The organism is Chloroflexota bacterium (assembly GCA_034717495.1).
In the GTDB taxonomy this organism is placed as follows: domain Bacteria; phylum Chloroflexota; class Anaerolineae; order JAAEKA01; family JAAEKA01; genus JAYELL01.
In genome coordinates this window covers 1-17259 of the sequence record JAYELL010000028.1, presented here as the reverse complement: position 1 = coordinate 17259, position 17259 = coordinate 1, and the positions used below count along the sequence as shown (strand labels likewise).

Sequence of the window (17259 nt, the reverse complement as noted above, 5' to 3'; positions counted from 1 at the left end):
GGATGCCGGGGCACCCGCATACCCTTACGAATAACGACGCTGCAATTCGATCTCGACATCCTGCCAGGAGAGCTCCCGGTCCACGAGCAGAACCAGTGCATGATATATCAGATCGGCCATCTCGTAGATAACCCGCTCATCACCCTCATCCTTGGCAGCCAGAATCACTTCGACCGCTTCCTCGCCCAGCTTTTTCAGGATCTCGTTTTCACCGGCAGTCATCAAGTAGGCTGTATAGGAGCCTTCGGGCAGTTCGCGCTTACGCTTCTCAAGCACAGACGACAACTCAAGCAAGACATCACTCACAGGACAGTCCTTTCCAGGATAACACAGGTCGGGAACATCATCGCTCTACGCGTCCCCTTCGGCGGCCTGGGCAGGCCACCCGATTTCCCATACCGGTTCACCAACGCCTCGGCCGCCAACCGGCCCATCTTCAAAATCACGAAGGGACAATTGACGGAAGAAACAGCTGACTTCGCCGGTATGGCAGGCTGGACCCTGAGGCCAGACCTGCACGAGTATCGCGTCGCCATCACAATCGTACCACAGTTCAGAGAGAACCATGACGTTGCCTGAGGTAGCCCCCTTGCGCCATAGCTCCTGACGGCTACGGCTCCAGAAGTGAACATTGCCCGTCTGCAGCGTCAACGTCAGGGCTTCCCTGTTCATGTAGGCTACCATCAATACCTGCAGGTTGTTGGCGTCCTGTACCAAAGCTGGAATCAGACCGTTGCTATCCCAGCGCAGATCTTCAAAGCCATTCATGCCAGGCCTCTTCCTGCATATTCCGGGCAAATACTGAGTTGATCATTGGATCAAATTACCCGCCGGACCGGGACATCATGCATTGCCAGATAGTCCTTTACCTCTCCGATGCTCAGCTGGCGATAATGAAACAGGGTGGCGGCCAGCGCGGCATCGGCGCGCCCCTCGGCCAGGGCAGCCCGGAAATGTTCGGTCGAACCGGCCCCACCGGAAGCGATGACGGGAATGGGCACCGTTTCCGCCACAGTCCTGGTCAGTTCGACATCATAGCCGGCCTGGGTGCCATCGGCATCCATGCTCGTCAGCAAAATCTCACCCGCCCCCAATTCGGCAACCTGGCGGGCCCAATCGACCGCATCAAGGCCAACAGGAATCCGGCCGCCATTCACATACACCTCCCACCTCCCCGCCCAGCGGTGTTTGGCGTCGATAGCAACCACTACACACTGGCTACCGAACTCGCGCGCGCCAGCCGCGACCACCTGGGGATTGCGGACCGCCGCCGAGTTGATACTTACCTTGTCGGCACCGGCCAACAAGATGGCCCGCATATCTTCAACAGTTCGCACCCCACCTCCGACGGTGAATGGGATGAACACCTGGTCCGCCACAGTCCGTACCATGTCCAGAACGATGTCTCTATGCTCATGACTGGCCGTGATATCGAGAAAAACCAGTTCGTCCGCACCCTCGGCGTCATAGATCTTGGCCTGCTCCACGGGATCGCCAGCATCCCGCAGGTTGACGAAACTGATCCCTTTGACAACGCGACCGTCTTTTATGTCAAGGCACGGAATGATCCGTTTTGCCAGCACAATTGCTCCTTAGTCGCAGCGTCGCCGTGTCGCTGGCCGCGGTCTTCTGGAAGCCGTCCGCCACCCGCAGCGCATCAGGCAGAGCCAGGGCGCCGGTATACAGGGCCTGCCCCACGATGACGCCCTCGATGCCACGCGCTTCCAACGCCTGCAGACGACGGATGTCCTCCATATCGCGCACCCCACCACTGGCAATCACCTTGAGTCCACACTCATCAGCCAGGCGAGCTGTGCCTTTGCTGTCCACGCCGCTCAACATGCCGTCCCTGGCAATATCGGTATAGACGACCCGCTCCACGCCCCGATCTGCCATCAGCCGCGCCAGGTCAACGACATCCCGGCCGCTGCTCTGCTGCCAGCCATGGGTCGCAACTACCCCGTTCCTGGCATCCAAACCGACTACCACTGCCTGCGGCCCAAATCGTTCAATGGCAGCAGAAAGCAATTCCGGGTTCTGGACCGCGGCGGTACCCAGAACTACCCTTGCAGCTCCCAGGGCCAACGCATGGTTCACATCATCCAGCGTGCGCAAGCCACCGCCAAACTGAATCGGAAGACTGACTGCCCGCCCAATCTCCTGGAGCCGCACCAGATTCGGTGCATCATGCTTCTGATCGCCAATTGCGCCATCCAGGTTGACCACGTGCAGCCATTGGGCTCCCGCCGCGGCCCACTGCCGGGCGATAGCCACGGGATCATTGGAAAACAGCGTTTCGGCATCCGGATCGCCCTGTTTGAGCCGAACGCACCGGCCTTGCCGGAGATCGATGGCGGGAAATACGATCATCTTTCCTCGATATCAATGTACATCACAGGTCGGGCATCCAGGCCGCGCACCAGGCCAATATCGGCAAATGCGTCCTGCGATTGCTCGGCGTGGGCCGTTGTACTGACCATGACCCGCACGGGCACGGTTTCATCTTCAGAAGTGGCGTTGGCAAACGCGCCAACGATCTGTGCCTCAAGCGGTGTTCCCCAGTACGCGGGATCGGTGGAGAGCACCAGGGACAGCACACCATCCTTGCGCTCATCAGGTCGCGGCGAGAGATAGCCGATCCCCTGCGTCCCGCCATCAGCCCGGGTGAGTTCAATCTCAAAGGCGTGGTTTTTGGCAGGTTTCTTCGGCAGATAATTGCTTTCGATCAAATCCCGGGCCGCAACCTCGGAGGCGTCCAGCTCAATACCAAGGTAATGAAGTCGCTGTTCCAGAGAAGACTTCAAACCGAGCGAGGGAAGGTCCACGCCCTCGGGCGCATCGATATCCATCACCTGTCCGCTGAAGGCCCAAAGATAATAATCGAGAAACTCAAAGCCGCTGTCGCGATAAGTTTGCAGAAGATCCTCGTCAGTCTTCCCGGGTGCGGTTCCAATATAGCGATACCCCTTATCCTGGGCCACGTCCCTGGCTCGCGCCACGATCTTGCCCACTGCCTCTGCTCGAAGGTCGTCGTCGTAGAGAACCAGATCTGCCAGGTGAATCGCTGCACCGGATCTTTCAACCACCACATAACCCACTGCATCATCTCCCTCTTCGATCAGCCAGATCGAAGCCGCATTCTGCAGATAGCGGGGCAGGACCCACTTGTGATAAAGCAGGCGCCGCAGGGTTCCGCCAAACATGCGGGCATACATGGGATTGTCAGCGTGATCCTCGATAAACCAGCCGGCGATCTGTTTGATCTCCGATTTGGAGACATCCCGCACGATCAATTCTGACATGATGTGTCTTCCACCTACCTGGTCAACGGCCCATACCGGACGATTCCTGGATTGCCTGCAAAGGGTTGACCGAATCCCGAAGCGCTGAAACGAAGGCGGCCATCCCGGTGGCCTTCAATCGCCAGGCAGCGCGATTGGCGATCAACATGGCCTGGCTCTCCAGGATGATCCGCAACTCCACCAGCCCATTGTCCCGCAGAGTACGACCCGTCTGGACCAGATCCACAATCAAATCTGCCAGATCCACCAATGGAGCAAGCTCCACAGAGCCCGAAAGCTGGATGATCTCGGCACTGATGCCCCGCTGACGGAAAAATGCCTCCGTGAGCACGGGGAATTTCGTGGCCACCCGCGGGTTTGGCTCCAGACGCAGGGGGCGTTCCGAGCGAAGCGCCGGGCCTGCCACCACCAGCCGGCAATGCCCGAAGGGAAGTTGCAGGGGCTCCAGAACATCCCGTTGGCTCTCACGAAGAACATCCAATCCAACGATGCCCAGATCGGCCGCGCCATTCTCCACATACACCGGGACATCGGCAGGTTTTGCCAATATGTAACTGACACGGGCATCTGAGGATGGTACGACCAGTCGACGTCCGTTTTCCCCGGCATTCAGACCATAGCCGGCCCGGGTGAGGCTGTCGAGCGCCTCGTCGAGCAGTCGTCCTTTCGGCAGAGCAACCACCAACCGCGCGGCCGATCGACCGACCTCCGGCTTTCCTTCCATTGGAGAACCGGCCGGCGAATCTACCATGCTTCGGTCTCCCGCAAGACCTCGTCGATCCCAAGGTTCTTTTCCGTTTCACCGATGTAAAGGGTCACCTGTCCGTCGCCCGCGCAAACGGCGCTACGCGGGATTCCCCGCTCGGCGGCATATTGGCGCAGCTCGTTCCCTTGCCGCCCTGACAATTCCAGCTCGATCTGGAAACCCCCGCGCCTCAGATCAGCCATGAGACCCAGGCAGTCCTGGTTATCAGCAGCAGCGATCACCAGATCAGGTCGGGTGCCTGGTCCGATTCTGCCCTGGCGCTGGCGAACCAGCAGAATGCGATCCAGCCACAGTGCGCAACCCACTGCCGGTTGTGATGGCCCGAAGTGCCCGACCAGATCATCGTAGCGACCACCTGAGGAAATGGCAAAGCCGAGGCCCGGTGCATAAGCCTTGAAACTGATGCCAGTGTAGTATTCCATGCCGCGCGTCTCGCCCAGATCGTAATCGACCACTGAATCCAGCCCGTAGCCGTCCAGAAGCAAGTGGATATCCTGCAGGCGACCCAGCGCTGCGGTCATAGCTTCGTTAAGGCAGAAATCCGCAGCCTCGTCCAGCACGGAAGCCCCACCCTGGAGCCGGGGAAGCGCCAACAGCGCGTTTCGAAGTGCCCCGGCAGCCCCCAGCGAGTCCACAAGAACCTCCAGGTCGGCCAGGTTTTTGCGGTCGATGGCATTTGTCAGCTCGACAAGGTATTCGGGGGAGGCGTCCGTTTCTCCCAACAGGCCTCGGACAAAGTCAAGTTGACCGATCACTATCCGAAAACCCTCGACCTGAGACAGTCTGAGGGCCCCAGCGGTCAGGGCAAGCACCTCGGCATCGGCTTCCGGTGATGCAGCGCCGAACAATTCGAAGCCGGCCTGTGTGAACTCCCTTTGCCGGCCCGCCTGCGGGGCTTCATATCGGAATACCGAACCGGTGTAACACAGGCGCAGGGGCATTGGCTGGTCAAACAGGCGGGTACCTACAACCCGGGCAGCGGGTATCGTCAGGTCGGGCCTGAGGGCCAGGGTACGGCCATCCCGGTCGACGAAGCGGTACATATCCTCGGCAAGCTGCGTACCTCCTTCCGATGCCAGCGTGTCGGCATATTCGAAGGTGGGCGGGATCAGTTCGCCATAGCCCCAGGTTCGGAATAACTGGCGCAGTTCCTGTTCCAGATCCCTTTTTGCGGCCGCGTCGTCGAAAAAGAGATCGACAACCCCTTGGGGCAGCGGCCAGTTCTGATATTGGATCGGGGAGAAAGGCAAGTTTGACATCATAGGAAAAGTTGATCGATCTATACGACTAAATCAAAAGGCAAATCACTTATGTCTCGCAAGCGCCGACCCTGAATCAACGTGGTGAGCAGATCCAGCTGATCTTCATTATGGATGTCCCGGATCGAATCCTGAAGCTCAGGCAACGCGAAAATGCCTTCTCCATCTCGATCGAAGTACGGTTTGAGAAAGCCGATCACGTACTCCTCGACAGATTGCGCCCGACACAATACCCTGTTGCTCTCATGAACCACTCGTTCGGCTGACAGCGGTGTGACCTTTGCCCGCGTGACCAGTAACGCCAATGGGTCGATGTCGAAACCCGCGGCACGCCGGCCAGCCAGATAAGCCTCGACAATTGTGGTCCCAGATCCCATTATCGGGTCAAGGACCACATCGCCCGGTCGGGTCAATCCATCGATGAATTTACGCGGTAGCTGCGGGGGGAATTTCGCAGGGAAGGAATGAAAGCGGTGTGATGCATACCCGCTGTCCTGGCCGTGGAAATCCAGGTCCTGCGCAAGAAGAGCAGCCAACTTCTCAAGATATGTTCGCTCACTCTCGATAACGTCACGAGTCTTCAATTCGGGTTGACGAACGCTCATTGGAAACACCATTCCACCAAAAACCAGTCTGTGCTATCGCGGCAAACCTCCACATTATTCTACTGCAATCAAACACTGCTGGCAAACTGCTCTGCCCCACGGTTGTGTATCGAAAGTCCCCTTGTGCCCCTCCAGCCCGTGCGCAGCTCCTTCCGCTTCGCTCCGGAGTCCTGCGGAAGCGACAGCGAAGAGCTCACCGAACCGTGCAGGGGAGTCGGAGTGACGTTTCTCAACAGGCCTCATGCTCTCCCCCTCCCAATCTGGGAGGAGGCCGGGGGGTGGGTAAGACAAGCCGGTTTCAAAAGAGGTTCCAAAAAGCCCTTGACTTTTGCCCCATCTCTGTTATGATGAAATCATGTGGAGGCTGTTTGAGGAGAAGCTGCCATCAGGCCCAGGCACCTACCTGCTCTGGTTCGATCTTGAGAGCGCACTCGATATCACAGCCGGTGGACTCGGTCCGGTCAGGCTGAATCCAGGATCCTACATCTACGTGGGCAGTGCGTTGGGATCAGGCGGCCTGCGCAGCCGCCTTGGACGGCATATGAGTTCCCAAACGGCTGAGAGACGTTTACACTGGCACATCGATTACCTTACGTCGCAGCAACGGCCAGTCTTTTTTCGCTACAGGGTCGGTTTGCAGCGCCTGGAGTGTGCCTGGATTGGGGCACTGTGCCGGGCCGGGGCCGTCTGGCCCCAGCCCGGTTTCGGTAGCAGTGATTGCCGATCGGGTTGCCCGGCGCACTTTCTGTCACTGCCATCTGGCTGGACCCTACAAACCATTGAGGACTATCTGACATGACCGATGTCTCACTTGATCAATTGCTCCAGGCCATCGGGGCTGACGACGACGAAGCGGCCGAGGCCGCCATCATCGAACTTGCCGATCACGAGTGCGATGCCCTTGCCCTGCTTTTGGATCTCCACACTTCCGACAATGCAGACTACCGCTGGTGGGCGGTGCGCGGCCTGGCTGCAGTAGCCGAACAGAGTCCCGACTGCCGAGAGGCCACCATGCCTGCACTGCTTCTCTCCCTCGGCGATCCAGACGACGCTATCCGCTGTGTGGCCCCGTTGGCGCTCGGACAAATGCGGGCAATCTGTGCCATCCCAGCCATGACCGTGCTGCTCAGCGACCAGAGTGGATGGGTTCGCGGTGCGGCCGCCGACGCTCTGGCAATGATCGGCGAGCCTGCTGTACCGGCGCTCGGCACCGCGTTGCACGACGAACGTGATGGCGTCCGCGTGCGTGCGGCCTACGCCCTCTACCGGATCCATAGTGAGCGCTCAGCGCCCTGGCTCTTTCCTGCCCTCAACGACCCTAATCACCTGGTGCAATCCTATGCCTATGAGGCCCTCGACGAGATGGGCCTTCTCGATACCATCCTCGTGCAATAGTTCTTCCCCTCCACCGATCATGTGGCTACCCACCGGCTAAATCAATTCTTTCCCCACGTTGCCTTCCCCAACCATTCATGTATAATACCGGATGTTGTCGCCTGGGCAGTCCCTTGGCACCCGGTGCAGGCGTCAAGATGTACCGCAGCACGATGAACACTGACAGACGCAGATCAGACATCAGAAGAGATCAGCGATGATCTGCGCCAGAGGTCTGCGTAAATCAGCGGTGAAATCAGAAAAAACACAACCGCAGACCTGTCCTGAGCGTAGTCGAAGGGTGGACGCAGATCAATCCAAGAAAGATCAACCCGGCTGACCCGAAAAACGGGGACTTCGTAAAGCCTCGACTCCCCTCCGTATTGAGAACTGCTGTCAACCGGGGGTTTCATCAACTTTAACCTTGCGGGTACGAATCCCGCCCCGGTTGTGTTTTCTGAACGCATCCGGGTAGAACGAGTAGGAGAGATACGATGAGCGTGCACCTGCCGCGCGGCACGCGGGAAGTTGGCTGGACCCCTGCGGCTATCAGCGATTTCCTCGACAAGACTCTGCTCACAGTGCAGAAGCCTGCCCGGTATACGGGCGGTGAATGGAATTCGGTCGTCAAGGATTGGGACACCACAACCCAGCGAATTGCCCTGGCATTCCCCGACATCTATGATCTCGGCATGTCCAACCTGGGAATGGCAATCCTCTATGATCTGGTCAACAAGCGTCCAGACATGCTGGCGGAAAGGGTGTATGCGCCGTGGATCGACATGGAGCAAGAAATGCGGAACGCCGGCGCACCCTTGTTCAGCCTCGAGACCCGCCACCCCCTCCGCGATTTCGATATTATCGGCTTCAGCCTGCCCTACGAGCAGCTCTACACCAACGTGCTCAACATGTTGGACCTGGCAGGCCTGCCTTTGCGCGCCACTGATCGCACAGCCGCCCATCCACTGATCATCGCCGGTGGCAGTGGTTGCTATAATCCGGAACCGATGCATGCCTTTTTCGATGCCTTCGTCATCGGTGAAGGGGAAGAGGTTATCTTCGAGGTCATAGAGGCCTATGCTGCCTGGAAAACCCGGGGCAGGGATCGCGCGGACTTGTGGCGATCATTGGCCCGGATCCGGGGAGTCTACGTCCCTCACCTGTATCAGGTATGCTACGCGGACGATGGCACGATCGCTGGCTTCGAAGCGGTGGACGACTCGGCCGCGCTGCAAATCATAAAACGTATCATGCCGGTCATGCCACCGCCGGTAACTGATTTCATCGTGCCCTTCGCCGATGTAGTTCATAATCGGGCAGCCATCGAGATCCAACGAGGGTGCACCCGGGGTTGCCGCTTTTGCCAGGCCGGTATGATCTTCCGTCCGGTACGGGAACGTCCCATGGCGGAAGTGCTGACAGCGGTGGACCAGATTATCGAGTCCACCGGGTTCGAGGAAATCGGCCTGTTGAGCCTCAGTTCCAGCGACTACAGCCAGGTGGCCGAACTGGTGGAAGAGATCATGACTCGTCATGGCGACAAAAAACTGAGCGTTGGCCTGCCCAGCCTTCGTATTGAGAGCTTTTCGGTCGACCTGATGGAAACGCTACAGAAGGGACGCCGTCGCAGTGGCTTTACCTTTGCACCTGAAGCTGCCACCGACCGGCTACGCGACGTCATCAACAAACCGATCGCCACCGAAGACCTGCTGCGCACAGCCGACGAAGTCTTTAGCCGGGGTTGGACGACCATTAAACTCTACTTCATGATCGGTCATCCAACCCAAACCATGGAAGATGTGGACGCAATTGCCGATCTGGCCCACCAGGTGATGAAGATCGGGCGCAGACACATTGGCGGGCGGGCCAAGGTGCGGGTGGGAGTCAGCACCCTGGTGCCCAAACCCCATACCCCCTTCCAGTGGGTGCCTGTCGAAGATGAAGAAACACTGAACCAACAGATCAGACGATTGCAGCAGCGCATTCGCGGCAGGGGCTTCGAGTTCAGTTGGAACAGTCCCGAGGAAACCATGCTGGAAGCCATGCTGACGCGCGGCGATCGAAAACTGGCAGATGTCGTCGAAAGAGCCTGGCAATCGGGCGCGAAGTTCGATGGCTGGCACGACCAGGGCAGCTTTGACGCGTGGAAAACGGCCCTCGAGGAGCTGGATATCGATCCCGACTGGTACGCGCGTCGCGAACGCTCCATCGACGAGTACCTGCCGTGGGAACACATCAGCACTGGCGTCAGCAAGGAGTTTTTGACCCAGGAGTACCTGAACTCCCTCAAGGGAGGGGTGGTGGACGACTGCCGGGAGCATTGTTTCTCCTGCGGTATCCTGGGCCTCTTCAAAACCATGCGTCGCAACGTCCCGGACGACGCCTGGGGATGCCCGGCTCTGGGTCGCGACAAGGAGCGCCAACCGGTGGATATTCAGCCGGTACCGCTTTACTTCAACGAGGAGATGTCGCCCGAGCTGGCAAACCACCATGGGCCGCGGGTGCCGCAGCGAGCAGGTCTGCACCATGAATCCCCGCCGCGCCGGGGTGACCAGTAAAGAACAGCATCTGTCCATAAGGAGGAAGTATGCGAGAGAAAATCCTTGGGGTCATGTTGATCTTTGTTCCGATCGCCATTGCAGCCGAACTACTGCACTGGTCGCCGACAGTGGTGTTTTTCGCGTCGGCCGCGGCGGTCATCCCCCTGGCTGGATTCATGGGTGAAGCTACGGAGGTTCTGGCCGAGAAGGTGGGTCCGCGACTGGGTGGCCTGCTGAACGCCACCTTCGGCAACATGGCAGAGTTGATCATCACGATCATCGCCATCCGGGCCGGACAACTGGCCCTGGTAAAAGCGTCATTGATCGGCTCGATCATGGGCAACATTCTGTTGGTGCTGGGGCTGGCGATCCTGGCAGGGGGTCTGAAGAACGGGGTGCAATCATTCGACCGCCGCGCGGCCGGCCTCGACGCGACCATGCTGATCCTGGCAGCTATCGCCCTGTCGGTGCCCTCCATCTTCAACCACGCTATCGAGCCCGACTTCTGGGGAGCGGAGAAATTGAGCCTCGCGACCGCTGTGGTGATGATCGGTATCTATGCGCTGTCAATCATCTATTTGCTGCGCAGTCGAACCCCGGAGGAACATTATGCAGGTCCATCTGTGCAACCCTCCCACACGGCGCCAAAATGGAGCACCGGCATTGCCGTGGCAATCCTCACGGCCTCGGTGGTTGGAATCGCGGCCATGAGCGAGTTTTTACTGGGATCGATCGAACCGGTCACCCATGCGCTGGGATTGAGTCCCTTCTTCGTGGGGATCATTATCATTCCCCTCATCGGCAACGTGGCCGAGCACACAGTGGCAGTTCAGGTGGCCATCAGGGACGATATGGATCTCAGCCTGAGTATCGCCAACGGTTCCAGCCTGCAGATCGCCCTTTTCGTGGCGCCGGTTCTCGTCTTTATCTCGCTGCTCATGGGCAATCCGATGGCCCTGGAATTCAACAACTTTGAGGTGATCGCCCTGATAGCCTCCTCCATGATCGCCGCAGTCATTGCCCTGGACGGCAGATCAAATTGGTTGGAGGGCTCCATGTTGTTAGCGGTCTACCTGATTCTGGCAATAGGCTTCTTCTTCCTGCCCAATTCAGTGTTCTAGCGCAAGGCCGCATTGTACGGCAAGATTGTATCTTGCCCGGCACCTTGCCTGGACAAAATGCAATTTCGTCCTACCATCTGAAGCAAGGTCGCTTCAAATTGGGTCGAACAACGGATAAACACCTATCGCAGTCTTAACCAGAGATATCCGTAGGGCGGCAACGTGATTTCGTAGGATGTTGCCGAAGCAGCCGGCCAGGGTTCATCCCGCAGGAGATCAACTGGCTGTGCGCCTTCGAAATCGACCGAAGGCAGGGTGACAGTTCGGTGCGAGTCTGTCAGATTGTGAACAGCAAGAACGACCTCGCCCTCGAAGGCACGGAGATAAGCCAGGACGGCAAGATCAGCTGGTTCAAGAAAGACCAGGTCGCCCCGACCAAAGACCTTGTGCTGTTTGCGAACCGCGATGAAGCGGCGGATGGCGTGGAATAGAGAGTCCGGATCTACTCGCTGGGCAGCCACGTTGACCCGCTGATATCCGAAGCTCGCGTCGTCGATGACCGGTTCGTAGAGCTGGTCCGCTGGCGCGCTGGAAAAGCCCGCATTGGGACTGTCGTCCCACTGCATGGGTGTACGAACCCCGTTGCGATCATCGAGCCAGATGTTGTCGCCCATGCCAATCTCGTCGCCGTAGTAGATGATGGGTGAGCCGGGCAGCGTGAACAACATCGAATTCATCAGTTCGATCTTGCGTCGATCATTATCCATCAGCGGAGCCAGCCGGCGCCGGATACCCAGATTCTGACGCATGCGGGGTTCGGGAGCATATTCATGCCACATGTAGTGACGTTCCTGCTCTGTCACCATCTCCAGGGTCAACTCGTCATGGTTGCGCAGGAAGGTGCACCATTGACAGGTATCCGGAATGGCGGGTGTCCGGCACATGATATCGACGATAGCGGTGCGGTCGGCGCGGCGCAGGGCCATGTAGAGCCTGGGCATCACGGGAAAGTGAAAGCTCATGTGGAATTCGTCGCCATCACCAAAATAGGGACGAACGTCATCAGGCCACTGGTTGGCCTCGCAGAGCAGGATGCGCCCCGGGTATTCGGCATCCATCACCCCCCTCAAATCCTTCAGGATGGCATGGGTTTCGGGCAGGTTTTCGCAATTGGTCCCCTCACGTTCGATCAGGTAGGGGACCGCATCGGCCCGAAAGCCGTCGATACCGGTATCCATCCAGAAGCGCAGCACATTTAACATCTCTTCCCGGACGGCTGGATTATCGAAGTTCAAGTCAGGCTGCGACGCATAAAAACGATGCCAATAGTACTGCCCGGTGGTTTCATCGAATGTCCAGTTGGAAGGCTCAACATCCAGGAAGATGATACGAGCATCGGGATACATCTGATCCGTATCACTCCAGACATACCAATCCCGTTTGGGATTTCCCGTGGAGGAACGTGATTCCATGAACCAGGGATGCTGGTCGGAGGTGTGATTGAGGACCAGGTCGGCGATGACCCTTATGCCACGATTGTGGGCCTCCTGAACCAGCGCTATCCAATCGTCCAGGCTGCCGTAGTCGGGATGGATATCGTAGTAGTCGGCGATGTCGTAACCATCATCGTTGAGCGGAGAGGAAAAGACGGGCAAAAGCCAGATGCAGTCGACCCCCAGCTCCTGCAGGTAATCCATGCGACTGGCAAGTCCCACCAGATCACCCTTGCCATCGCCGTCGCTATCGAAGAACGCACGCGGGTGCAGTTCGTAGAAAATGGCATCCTTATACCACAGTGTATCGTCGGTGATGGCCACAGCGCACCTCCCAATAATCGTCAATGGCAAATAGCGAATTGAGCAATGACAATTGATAATTGACCATTAGCAAGTATAACATGGTGAAAGAAATGAGCCAAGAAGCTTCAAAAACAGAGACTGGCGACATGCCCACCCAACAGCGGTTGCGTATCACCTACAAAAAGGATGACTGCTTGAAATACGTGGGGCACCTCGATTTCGCGCGCACCTGGGAGCGCGCATTGCGGCGGGCTGATCTACCACTGGCCTATTCACAGGGATTCAATCCCCAGGCGAAACTGCAGTTTGCCTCGGCCCTTCCCATTGGTGCAACCGGCCGTCACGAGCTGTTGGATATCATCTTGAACGAGTCCATGGCGCCGGAGGATTTTGTTACAAAGGTCGCGCCACAGCTGCCCGCTGGCCTGACCCTGATCGAGGTATCCGAAGCGCCTCTCAAGACGAAAGCTCTGCAGAACCTGCTACGCTCGACGGAATGGCAGGTCGACCTCCGGACCGACCTGTCTGAGGAGGAAATCCGTGACGCCATCGATCGGGTTTTGCAGGCAACGGAACTGCCCAGTACCCGTCGCCGAAAAGGCAAGACAGTGCATTATGATCTTCGCCCATTGATCCTGGCGCTGAGCTATGACGGGGCACCCGAATCAGATTGGCACCGGCTGTCCATGATCTTACGCAGCGAGCCTGGTGCCACGGGACGGCCCGATTCCGTCCTTCGTTCGCTGGGTCTGGAAGAATCGTCCCATCGCCTTGACCGTATGCGCCTTAGCTTTGCCGAGCCACCCGAACTTGCAGACTCTTGATCAGAAAGTTCCGGGAATCGCCCCACACCCGCACCAGGGCAAAGAGCAGGATGCCCCTGAACATGGTCTCTTCCGCAAAGCCGACCACTGCCTGGTGCATGAGGATTTGATGGGCTTCAGCGCCGTTGAGTTGATCCAGATTCAAGGCGATCTCACCAAAAAAGGCCAATTGGTAGGCGATGATGACGTAGACTGCGGCGGCCAATGTAATCAACCACAATCTTAGCCCGCCCAATCGGGTGATTCCTGCCGATTTTAGCCAACCCCAGCGCCAGGCCAACGCCAAAACGCAGGCTGTCGCCACCAGCGATCCGGTCGACTGCACGACCACATCGGTGAAGGGGGCATCCAGCACAAACATGGCCACCACCGTGCCAAGTGAACCCAGCAGGATCCAACCGGCGATGGCCAGCAGCACGAACAGGAAGGGGTGGACAGTCGCAAAATTCAGGAGGCGATTCGTTTTTGATGTACTCCAAGTCGATTTGGTGCTCATCGGGTAACCGGATTATCGTAGAAAGCTTCAAGCGATAAAAATCCATCAGAGCCGTAGAACTTCATTAGCTCGCCATCGTGGATCACGACGCCACACTGTTCCACCCCCTGAAAAGACTCCAAGATCAGGCAGAAATTTCCGCCATCGACGCGCCAATGCCCGCTGTCGACAATCTGGCCACTCGATTTAAGGGTAATATCTCCCTCTGGGCTGATTATGATGTCAATGGTGTTATCATCAGCAGTCACCCACAGCTTACCATCAATTAGGGCGTTTTCAAGTTTTTTGCCCGCCAGGCGCTCTCCTGTGGCCAGATCGACAACGGGGGGTTTTGGCCCCGCCTGCTTGCCCGCGGCATCCAGGATCATCCACAACAGCACGCCGATATGTTGCTCGCCGACCCTATCTCCGGCGTAGGTGTCGACGCGATGGGCGACCACCAGATCGTGTTCGGGCAGGATGATCAATTCCTGGCCGCTGTAGCCCGAGGCCCGATAGCTGTGTCCCCCCACATCGACGGTGGGGAATAGACCCGTGCCTTCACCTGTCCACCACATGTAGCCGTAGCCGCTGTTAGGCCCGATTTCTGAGTAGCTGGTCGTACTCTCAGCCAGCCACTCGGCGGGGACGATTTGCTCGTCGTTCCAGCGTCCGTCACGCAGAAACAGCAAACCAAAGCGGGCCAGGTCTTCTGTACTCATACGAAAACCGTAGTAGGGGTGCTGAGAGTAGGAGACGTAATCGTAGCGGTTGTGCGTCGCGCGTAACTGTTGCATGCCGATGGGCTGTGCAATGCGCTCATCGAAAGCGTCGTAGATGTCCTTTTCGCCTGAGAGCTGGTCGAAAATGCTGCCCAGGGCGTTGAAATCCCAGTTGTTGTAGTACCAGAATGTGCCAGGTGGGTGGCTGCCTCGTTCGGGACGATCTGCTCTCATTGAAGCCGCCTCACCTGCCGCTGGGATATAAATACCTGATCGTGCTTTGAGCAGATCGGCGACCGTAGCTTGCTTCTCAACTTCAGTCAGCGGCGTCTTATCATCGATGCCTAGCTCCGCCAGGGTCATGGTGATATCGATCTTGCCGTCGGCCACGTAAATGCCATAAAGTGCGCTCAGCAAGCTCTTGCGCATGGAGTGGCATTTGAATTCACGAGTGAGATCGCCCCAGCCATCAACCACGATGCCATTGTCAATGATCATCACGGCTGCTGACCCGATTTTTTCAGCGTAGGCTTTGGCGCGGGCCAGCTTTTCAGTATCCCAGCCCAGCGCCTCGGCTGACTCAACCCATTGCCATTCTGCGCCGGGATAGATTGGTGTCGGTTCTGGCGTGGAGATTGGGGTCTGCTCAATGACCGAAGCTGATAGCTGAACTTCAACAGTCGGGATAGATTCTAGATCTAGTGGGGAAAGGCAGGCTGTCAGGAGGAATGACACTGCCATTATAAAATACAGAACAAAGCATTTTCGTTTCATTTTATGTGCTCCAACATTGCCAGGGTTACGCCAGATGGCTCGTTGAACAAACAGATTTTTGATCCCACCGGAACCACTTCTTCCGGTGGGATCACGACCAGTCCGCCCGCCTCTTCCGCCAACCGGGCCTTGGCTTTGATGCCTTCCACCCGGATGTAGATGGTAGAGGAAGGGCAGCCGGGCCTTGCGCAGTTAGAATCTCCATGCAAGTGAATGATAACCATACCGAAATCTAACCCTCCAAAGATTCAGCCCATTGTGAAGTGGGGCCAGGGTGGATGCCCATTTTGTGGGTGGAGAGGTGTCGCAACTCACCCCTCCACCCGAATCAAGGAGGAGAAACCCAATTCTAGCCCTCAGTTTACGGCAAATCGACCGTCGTTGCATCGGGCAGGAGGGGAATTCGGGCATTGGTCATGTGGCTAATCCGTCAGAAATGTTCTCATTTCATCACCTTCTGATAGATGAATGAAACGCCGGAGCGGTCTGGCGGCTCTTCCTCCCCGATTTTCGTGAATCCACACTTCCTCTCGTAGAAATAGTGGTTCTTCACGGCCCAACTGGGGGTTCCCAGCGTCCAACTCTCGGTCTCCAGGTAGGCCTGCTCGATGAACCGCCAGGCAGTAGCGCCGATGCCATGGTCTTGATAATCGGGGTCGACAAAGATTACCCCCACCCTGTTTTTGTGGTGCTCGAACACCCAGACGATGATGCCGCCAATGACTTCATCATCGAGCAGGATTTTGTAGCCATCGCTCTCATCATAGGAGAAAAGCCACTTACGAAAGAATCCGCCGTCGTCGTAGCCCTCGGGCCCTCCCTTTTCGACGCCCAGATGGACCTGAGCGTCATGATCAAAGGCGTGGGTCATGGCTTTCGTGAGTGCGGGAATGTCTTCTTCTTGTGTTTGTTCGATGATGATGTTCATCAGGATGTCTTCTGATTTCATATCCTGGTCTCTTCCGTTCTCAGTTGCCTTGTTTCATACCCCAATGCACAAAAGCCAGCAAAGCCAATCCTACTACATTGAAAACAGCGAACATCAGTGTGGCAGGGCTGCCCCAGTCGAAAATCATCTCATTCGCCAGGAGACCCAGCGTGCCGACAACGAGCAAAGCAAAGGCGATCCATCCAGTGTATTTTTTCATCGATATTCTCCAAAATTGTGCGATGTCCATGACGGGTCGTCGCTCTCCACTCGTTTAACCAGCAGCAAGGCCAATCCCACGTCACGGATCTTTGCCAGCAGGCCGTGTAAAGCAGCCTGATCGGGAACCGGGCCAACCAGCAGGCTCTCGCCGTCGCTGCAAGAACTGATGATAAAGCCATCGAACCAGTCCGACCATTTCGGATCCAGGCAACCATTGACCCGAATCTCGTAAAAACAAGGAGCGTCGGATGCTCGGATGCTGCTCATGCGCGAGTCCCTCTGCAATCGGTGGGGGATTTCCCCTCTCGCCTGCTTTGAATTGTCGCAGCTTCAGCCTGTAGTGCGCCGGTAGCCAACCCAATCCCGCATACGATAGCAATCACGATAATGGCGGTCATTGGGCTGGCAACCTCTCTAATTGCAAGGATCAGCAACACTGCGATACTGAGGGCTCCGATTGATATCACATCTGCAAAGCCAACACCGGCGATTTCCGTGGCTGAAAGACTCGTTTTCAGCAATCTCAGGACGTCCAGTTCTCGTTCGGTCAGTGACTCAACCAGAGGTTGTCTTTCAGCCAATGATAGTTGGGCCACGTTCTCCTCATG

At 57.3% G+C, this 17259-nt stretch carries 21 protein-coding genes; 5 read left to right on the top strand and 16 right to left on the bottom strand.

Annotated elements, in window-relative coordinates:
- Positions 1–24 precede the first annotated feature (24 nt).
- The 8 genes from hisE to U9R25_05545 are packed head-to-tail and all read right to left on the bottom strand — an operon-like array spanning position 25 to position 5932.
- The gene (gene hisE, locus U9R25_05580) at positions 25–306 is read right to left on the bottom strand and encodes a phosphoribosyl-ATP diphosphatase (GenBank protein MEA3335360.1); all 282 of its coding nucleotides are present in this window, start codon (positions 304–306) and stop codon (positions 25–27) included.
- Between the two features lie 45 nt (positions 307–351).
- Complete coding sequence (hisI, locus tag U9R25_05575) at positions 352–768, bottom strand: phosphoribosyl-AMP cyclohydrolase (protein MEA3335359.1); 417 nt, start codon at positions 766–768, stop codon at positions 352–354.
- 50 nt (positions 769–818) lie between these two features.
- A complete protein-coding gene (hisF, locus tag U9R25_05570; GenBank protein MEA3335358.1) occupies positions 819–1583 on the bottom strand; it encodes an imidazole glycerol phosphate synthase subunit HisF in 765 nt (254 codons plus the stop codon).
- A complete protein-coding gene (gene hisA, locus U9R25_05565; GenBank protein ID MEA3335357.1) occupies positions 1552–2370 on the bottom strand; it encodes a 1-(5-phosphoribosyl)-5-[(5-phosphoribosylamino)methylideneamino]imidazole-4-carboxamide isomerase in 819 nt (272 codons plus the stop codon). Before hisA ends, hisF begins: the two co-directional genes overlap by 32 nt.
- Positions 2367–3302, bottom strand: a complete 936-nt coding sequence (locus U9R25_05560) for a hypothetical protein (GenBank protein MEA3335356.1) — start codon at positions 3300–3302, stop codon at positions 2367–2369. Before U9R25_05560 ends, hisA begins: the two co-directional genes overlap by 4 nt.
- Before the next feature lie 22 nt (positions 3303–3324).
- Positions 3325–4053: an ATP phosphoribosyltransferase gene (hisG, locus tag U9R25_05555; GenBank protein MEA3335355.1), complete on the bottom strand. Its 729-nt coding sequence runs from the start codon at positions 4051–4053 to the stop codon at positions 3325–3327.
- Positions 4047–5318, bottom strand: a complete 1272-nt coding sequence (gene hisZ, locus U9R25_05550; GenBank protein MEA3335354.1) for an ATP phosphoribosyltransferase regulatory subunit — start codon at positions 5316–5318, stop codon at positions 4047–4049. The genes hisG and hisZ overlap by 7 nt, the downstream gene beginning before the upstream one ends.
- A gap of 29 nt (positions 5319–5347) precedes the next feature.
- Entirely contained in the window at positions 5348–5932 is a 585-nt protein-coding gene (locus tag U9R25_05545; GenBank protein ID MEA3335353.1) for an NgoMIV family type II restriction endonuclease, read from the bottom strand.
- A gap of 355 nt (positions 5933–6287) precedes the next feature.
- On the opposite strand from U9R25_05545, the gene U9R25_05540 reads away from it, so the two are divergent.
- From U9R25_05540 to cax, 4 genes are all read left to right on the top strand, one after another.
- Positions 6288–6731, top strand: a complete 444-nt coding sequence (locus tag U9R25_05540; protein MEA3335352.1) for a GIY-YIG nuclease family protein — start codon at positions 6288–6290, stop codon at positions 6729–6731.
- Positions 6728–7327 carry a HEAT repeat domain-containing protein gene (locus tag U9R25_05535; GenBank protein ID MEA3335351.1) on the top strand — a complete coding sequence of 200 codons (600 nt, stop codon included), beginning with the start codon at positions 6728–6730 and terminating at the stop codon, positions 7325–7327. The genes U9R25_05540 and U9R25_05535 overlap by 4 nt, the downstream gene beginning before the upstream one ends.
- 473 nt (positions 7328–7800) lie before the next feature.
- Positions 7801–9864, top strand: coding sequence for a TIGR03960 family B12-binding radical SAM protein (locus U9R25_05530; GenBank protein ID MEA3335350.1), 2064 nt, complete (start codon positions 7801–7803; stop codon positions 9862–9864).
- Between the two features lie 29 nt (positions 9865–9893).
- Positions 9894–10967 carry a calcium/proton exchanger gene (gene cax / locus U9R25_05525; GenBank protein MEA3335349.1) on the top strand — a complete coding sequence of 358 codons (1074 nt, stop codon included), beginning with the start codon at positions 9894–9896 and terminating at the stop codon, positions 10965–10967.
- Positions 10968–11089: 122 nt separating this feature from the next.
- Here the strand turns inward: cax and treS are convergent, their stop codons facing one another.
- Positions 11090–12718: a maltose alpha-D-glucosyltransferase gene (treS, locus tag U9R25_05520; GenBank protein ID MEA3335348.1), complete on the bottom strand. Its 1629-nt coding sequence runs from the start codon at positions 12716–12718 to the stop codon at positions 11090–11092.
- Between the two features lie 98 nt (positions 12719–12816).
- Between treS and U9R25_05515 the strand changes: the two genes are divergently transcribed.
- Positions 12817–13530, top strand: a complete 714-nt coding sequence (locus U9R25_05515) for a TIGR03936 family radical SAM-associated protein (GenBank protein ID MEA3335347.1) — start codon at positions 12817–12819, stop codon at positions 13528–13530.
- On the opposite strand, the gene U9R25_05510 is transcribed toward U9R25_05515, so the two are convergent.
- From U9R25_05510 to U9R25_05480, 7 genes are all read right to left on the bottom strand, one after another.
- Entirely contained in the window at positions 13493–14026 is a 534-nt protein-coding gene (locus U9R25_05510; protein MEA3335346.1) for a hypothetical protein, read from the bottom strand. The two genes, U9R25_05515 and U9R25_05510, sit on opposite strands and share 38 nt — an antisense overlap.
- The gene (locus tag U9R25_05505; GenBank protein ID MEA3335345.1) at positions 14023–15468 is read right to left on the bottom strand and encodes a serine hydrolase; all 1446 of its coding nucleotides are present in this window, start codon (positions 15466–15468) and stop codon (positions 14023–14025) included. The genes U9R25_05510 and U9R25_05505 overlap by 4 nt, the downstream gene beginning before the upstream one ends.
- A 29-nt stretch (positions 15469–15497) precedes the next feature.
- Positions 15498–15725 (bottom strand): hypothetical protein, encoded by a 228-nt coding sequence (locus tag U9R25_05500; protein MEA3335344.1) that lies wholly within the window; start codon positions 15723–15725, stop codon positions 15498–15500.
- Between the two features lie 218 nt (positions 15726–15943).
- Positions 15944–16450 (bottom strand): GNAT family N-acetyltransferase, encoded by a 507-nt coding sequence (locus tag U9R25_05495; protein MEA3335343.1) that lies wholly within the window; start codon positions 16448–16450, stop codon positions 15944–15946.
- 19 nt (positions 16451–16469) lie between these two features.
- Positions 16470–16649 (bottom strand): hypothetical protein, encoded by a 180-nt coding sequence (locus tag U9R25_05490; protein ID MEA3335342.1) that lies wholly within the window; start codon positions 16647–16649, stop codon positions 16470–16472.
- Positions 16646–16918: a hypothetical protein gene (locus U9R25_05485; GenBank protein MEA3335341.1), complete on the bottom strand. Its 273-nt coding sequence runs from the start codon at positions 16916–16918 to the stop codon at positions 16646–16648. Before U9R25_05485 ends, U9R25_05490 begins: the two co-directional genes overlap by 4 nt.
- Positions 16915–17259: hypothetical protein (locus U9R25_05480; protein MEA3335340.1), on the bottom strand; the 345-nt coding region annotated here is incomplete at its 5' end. The genes U9R25_05480 and U9R25_05485, both read right to left, overlap by 4 nt.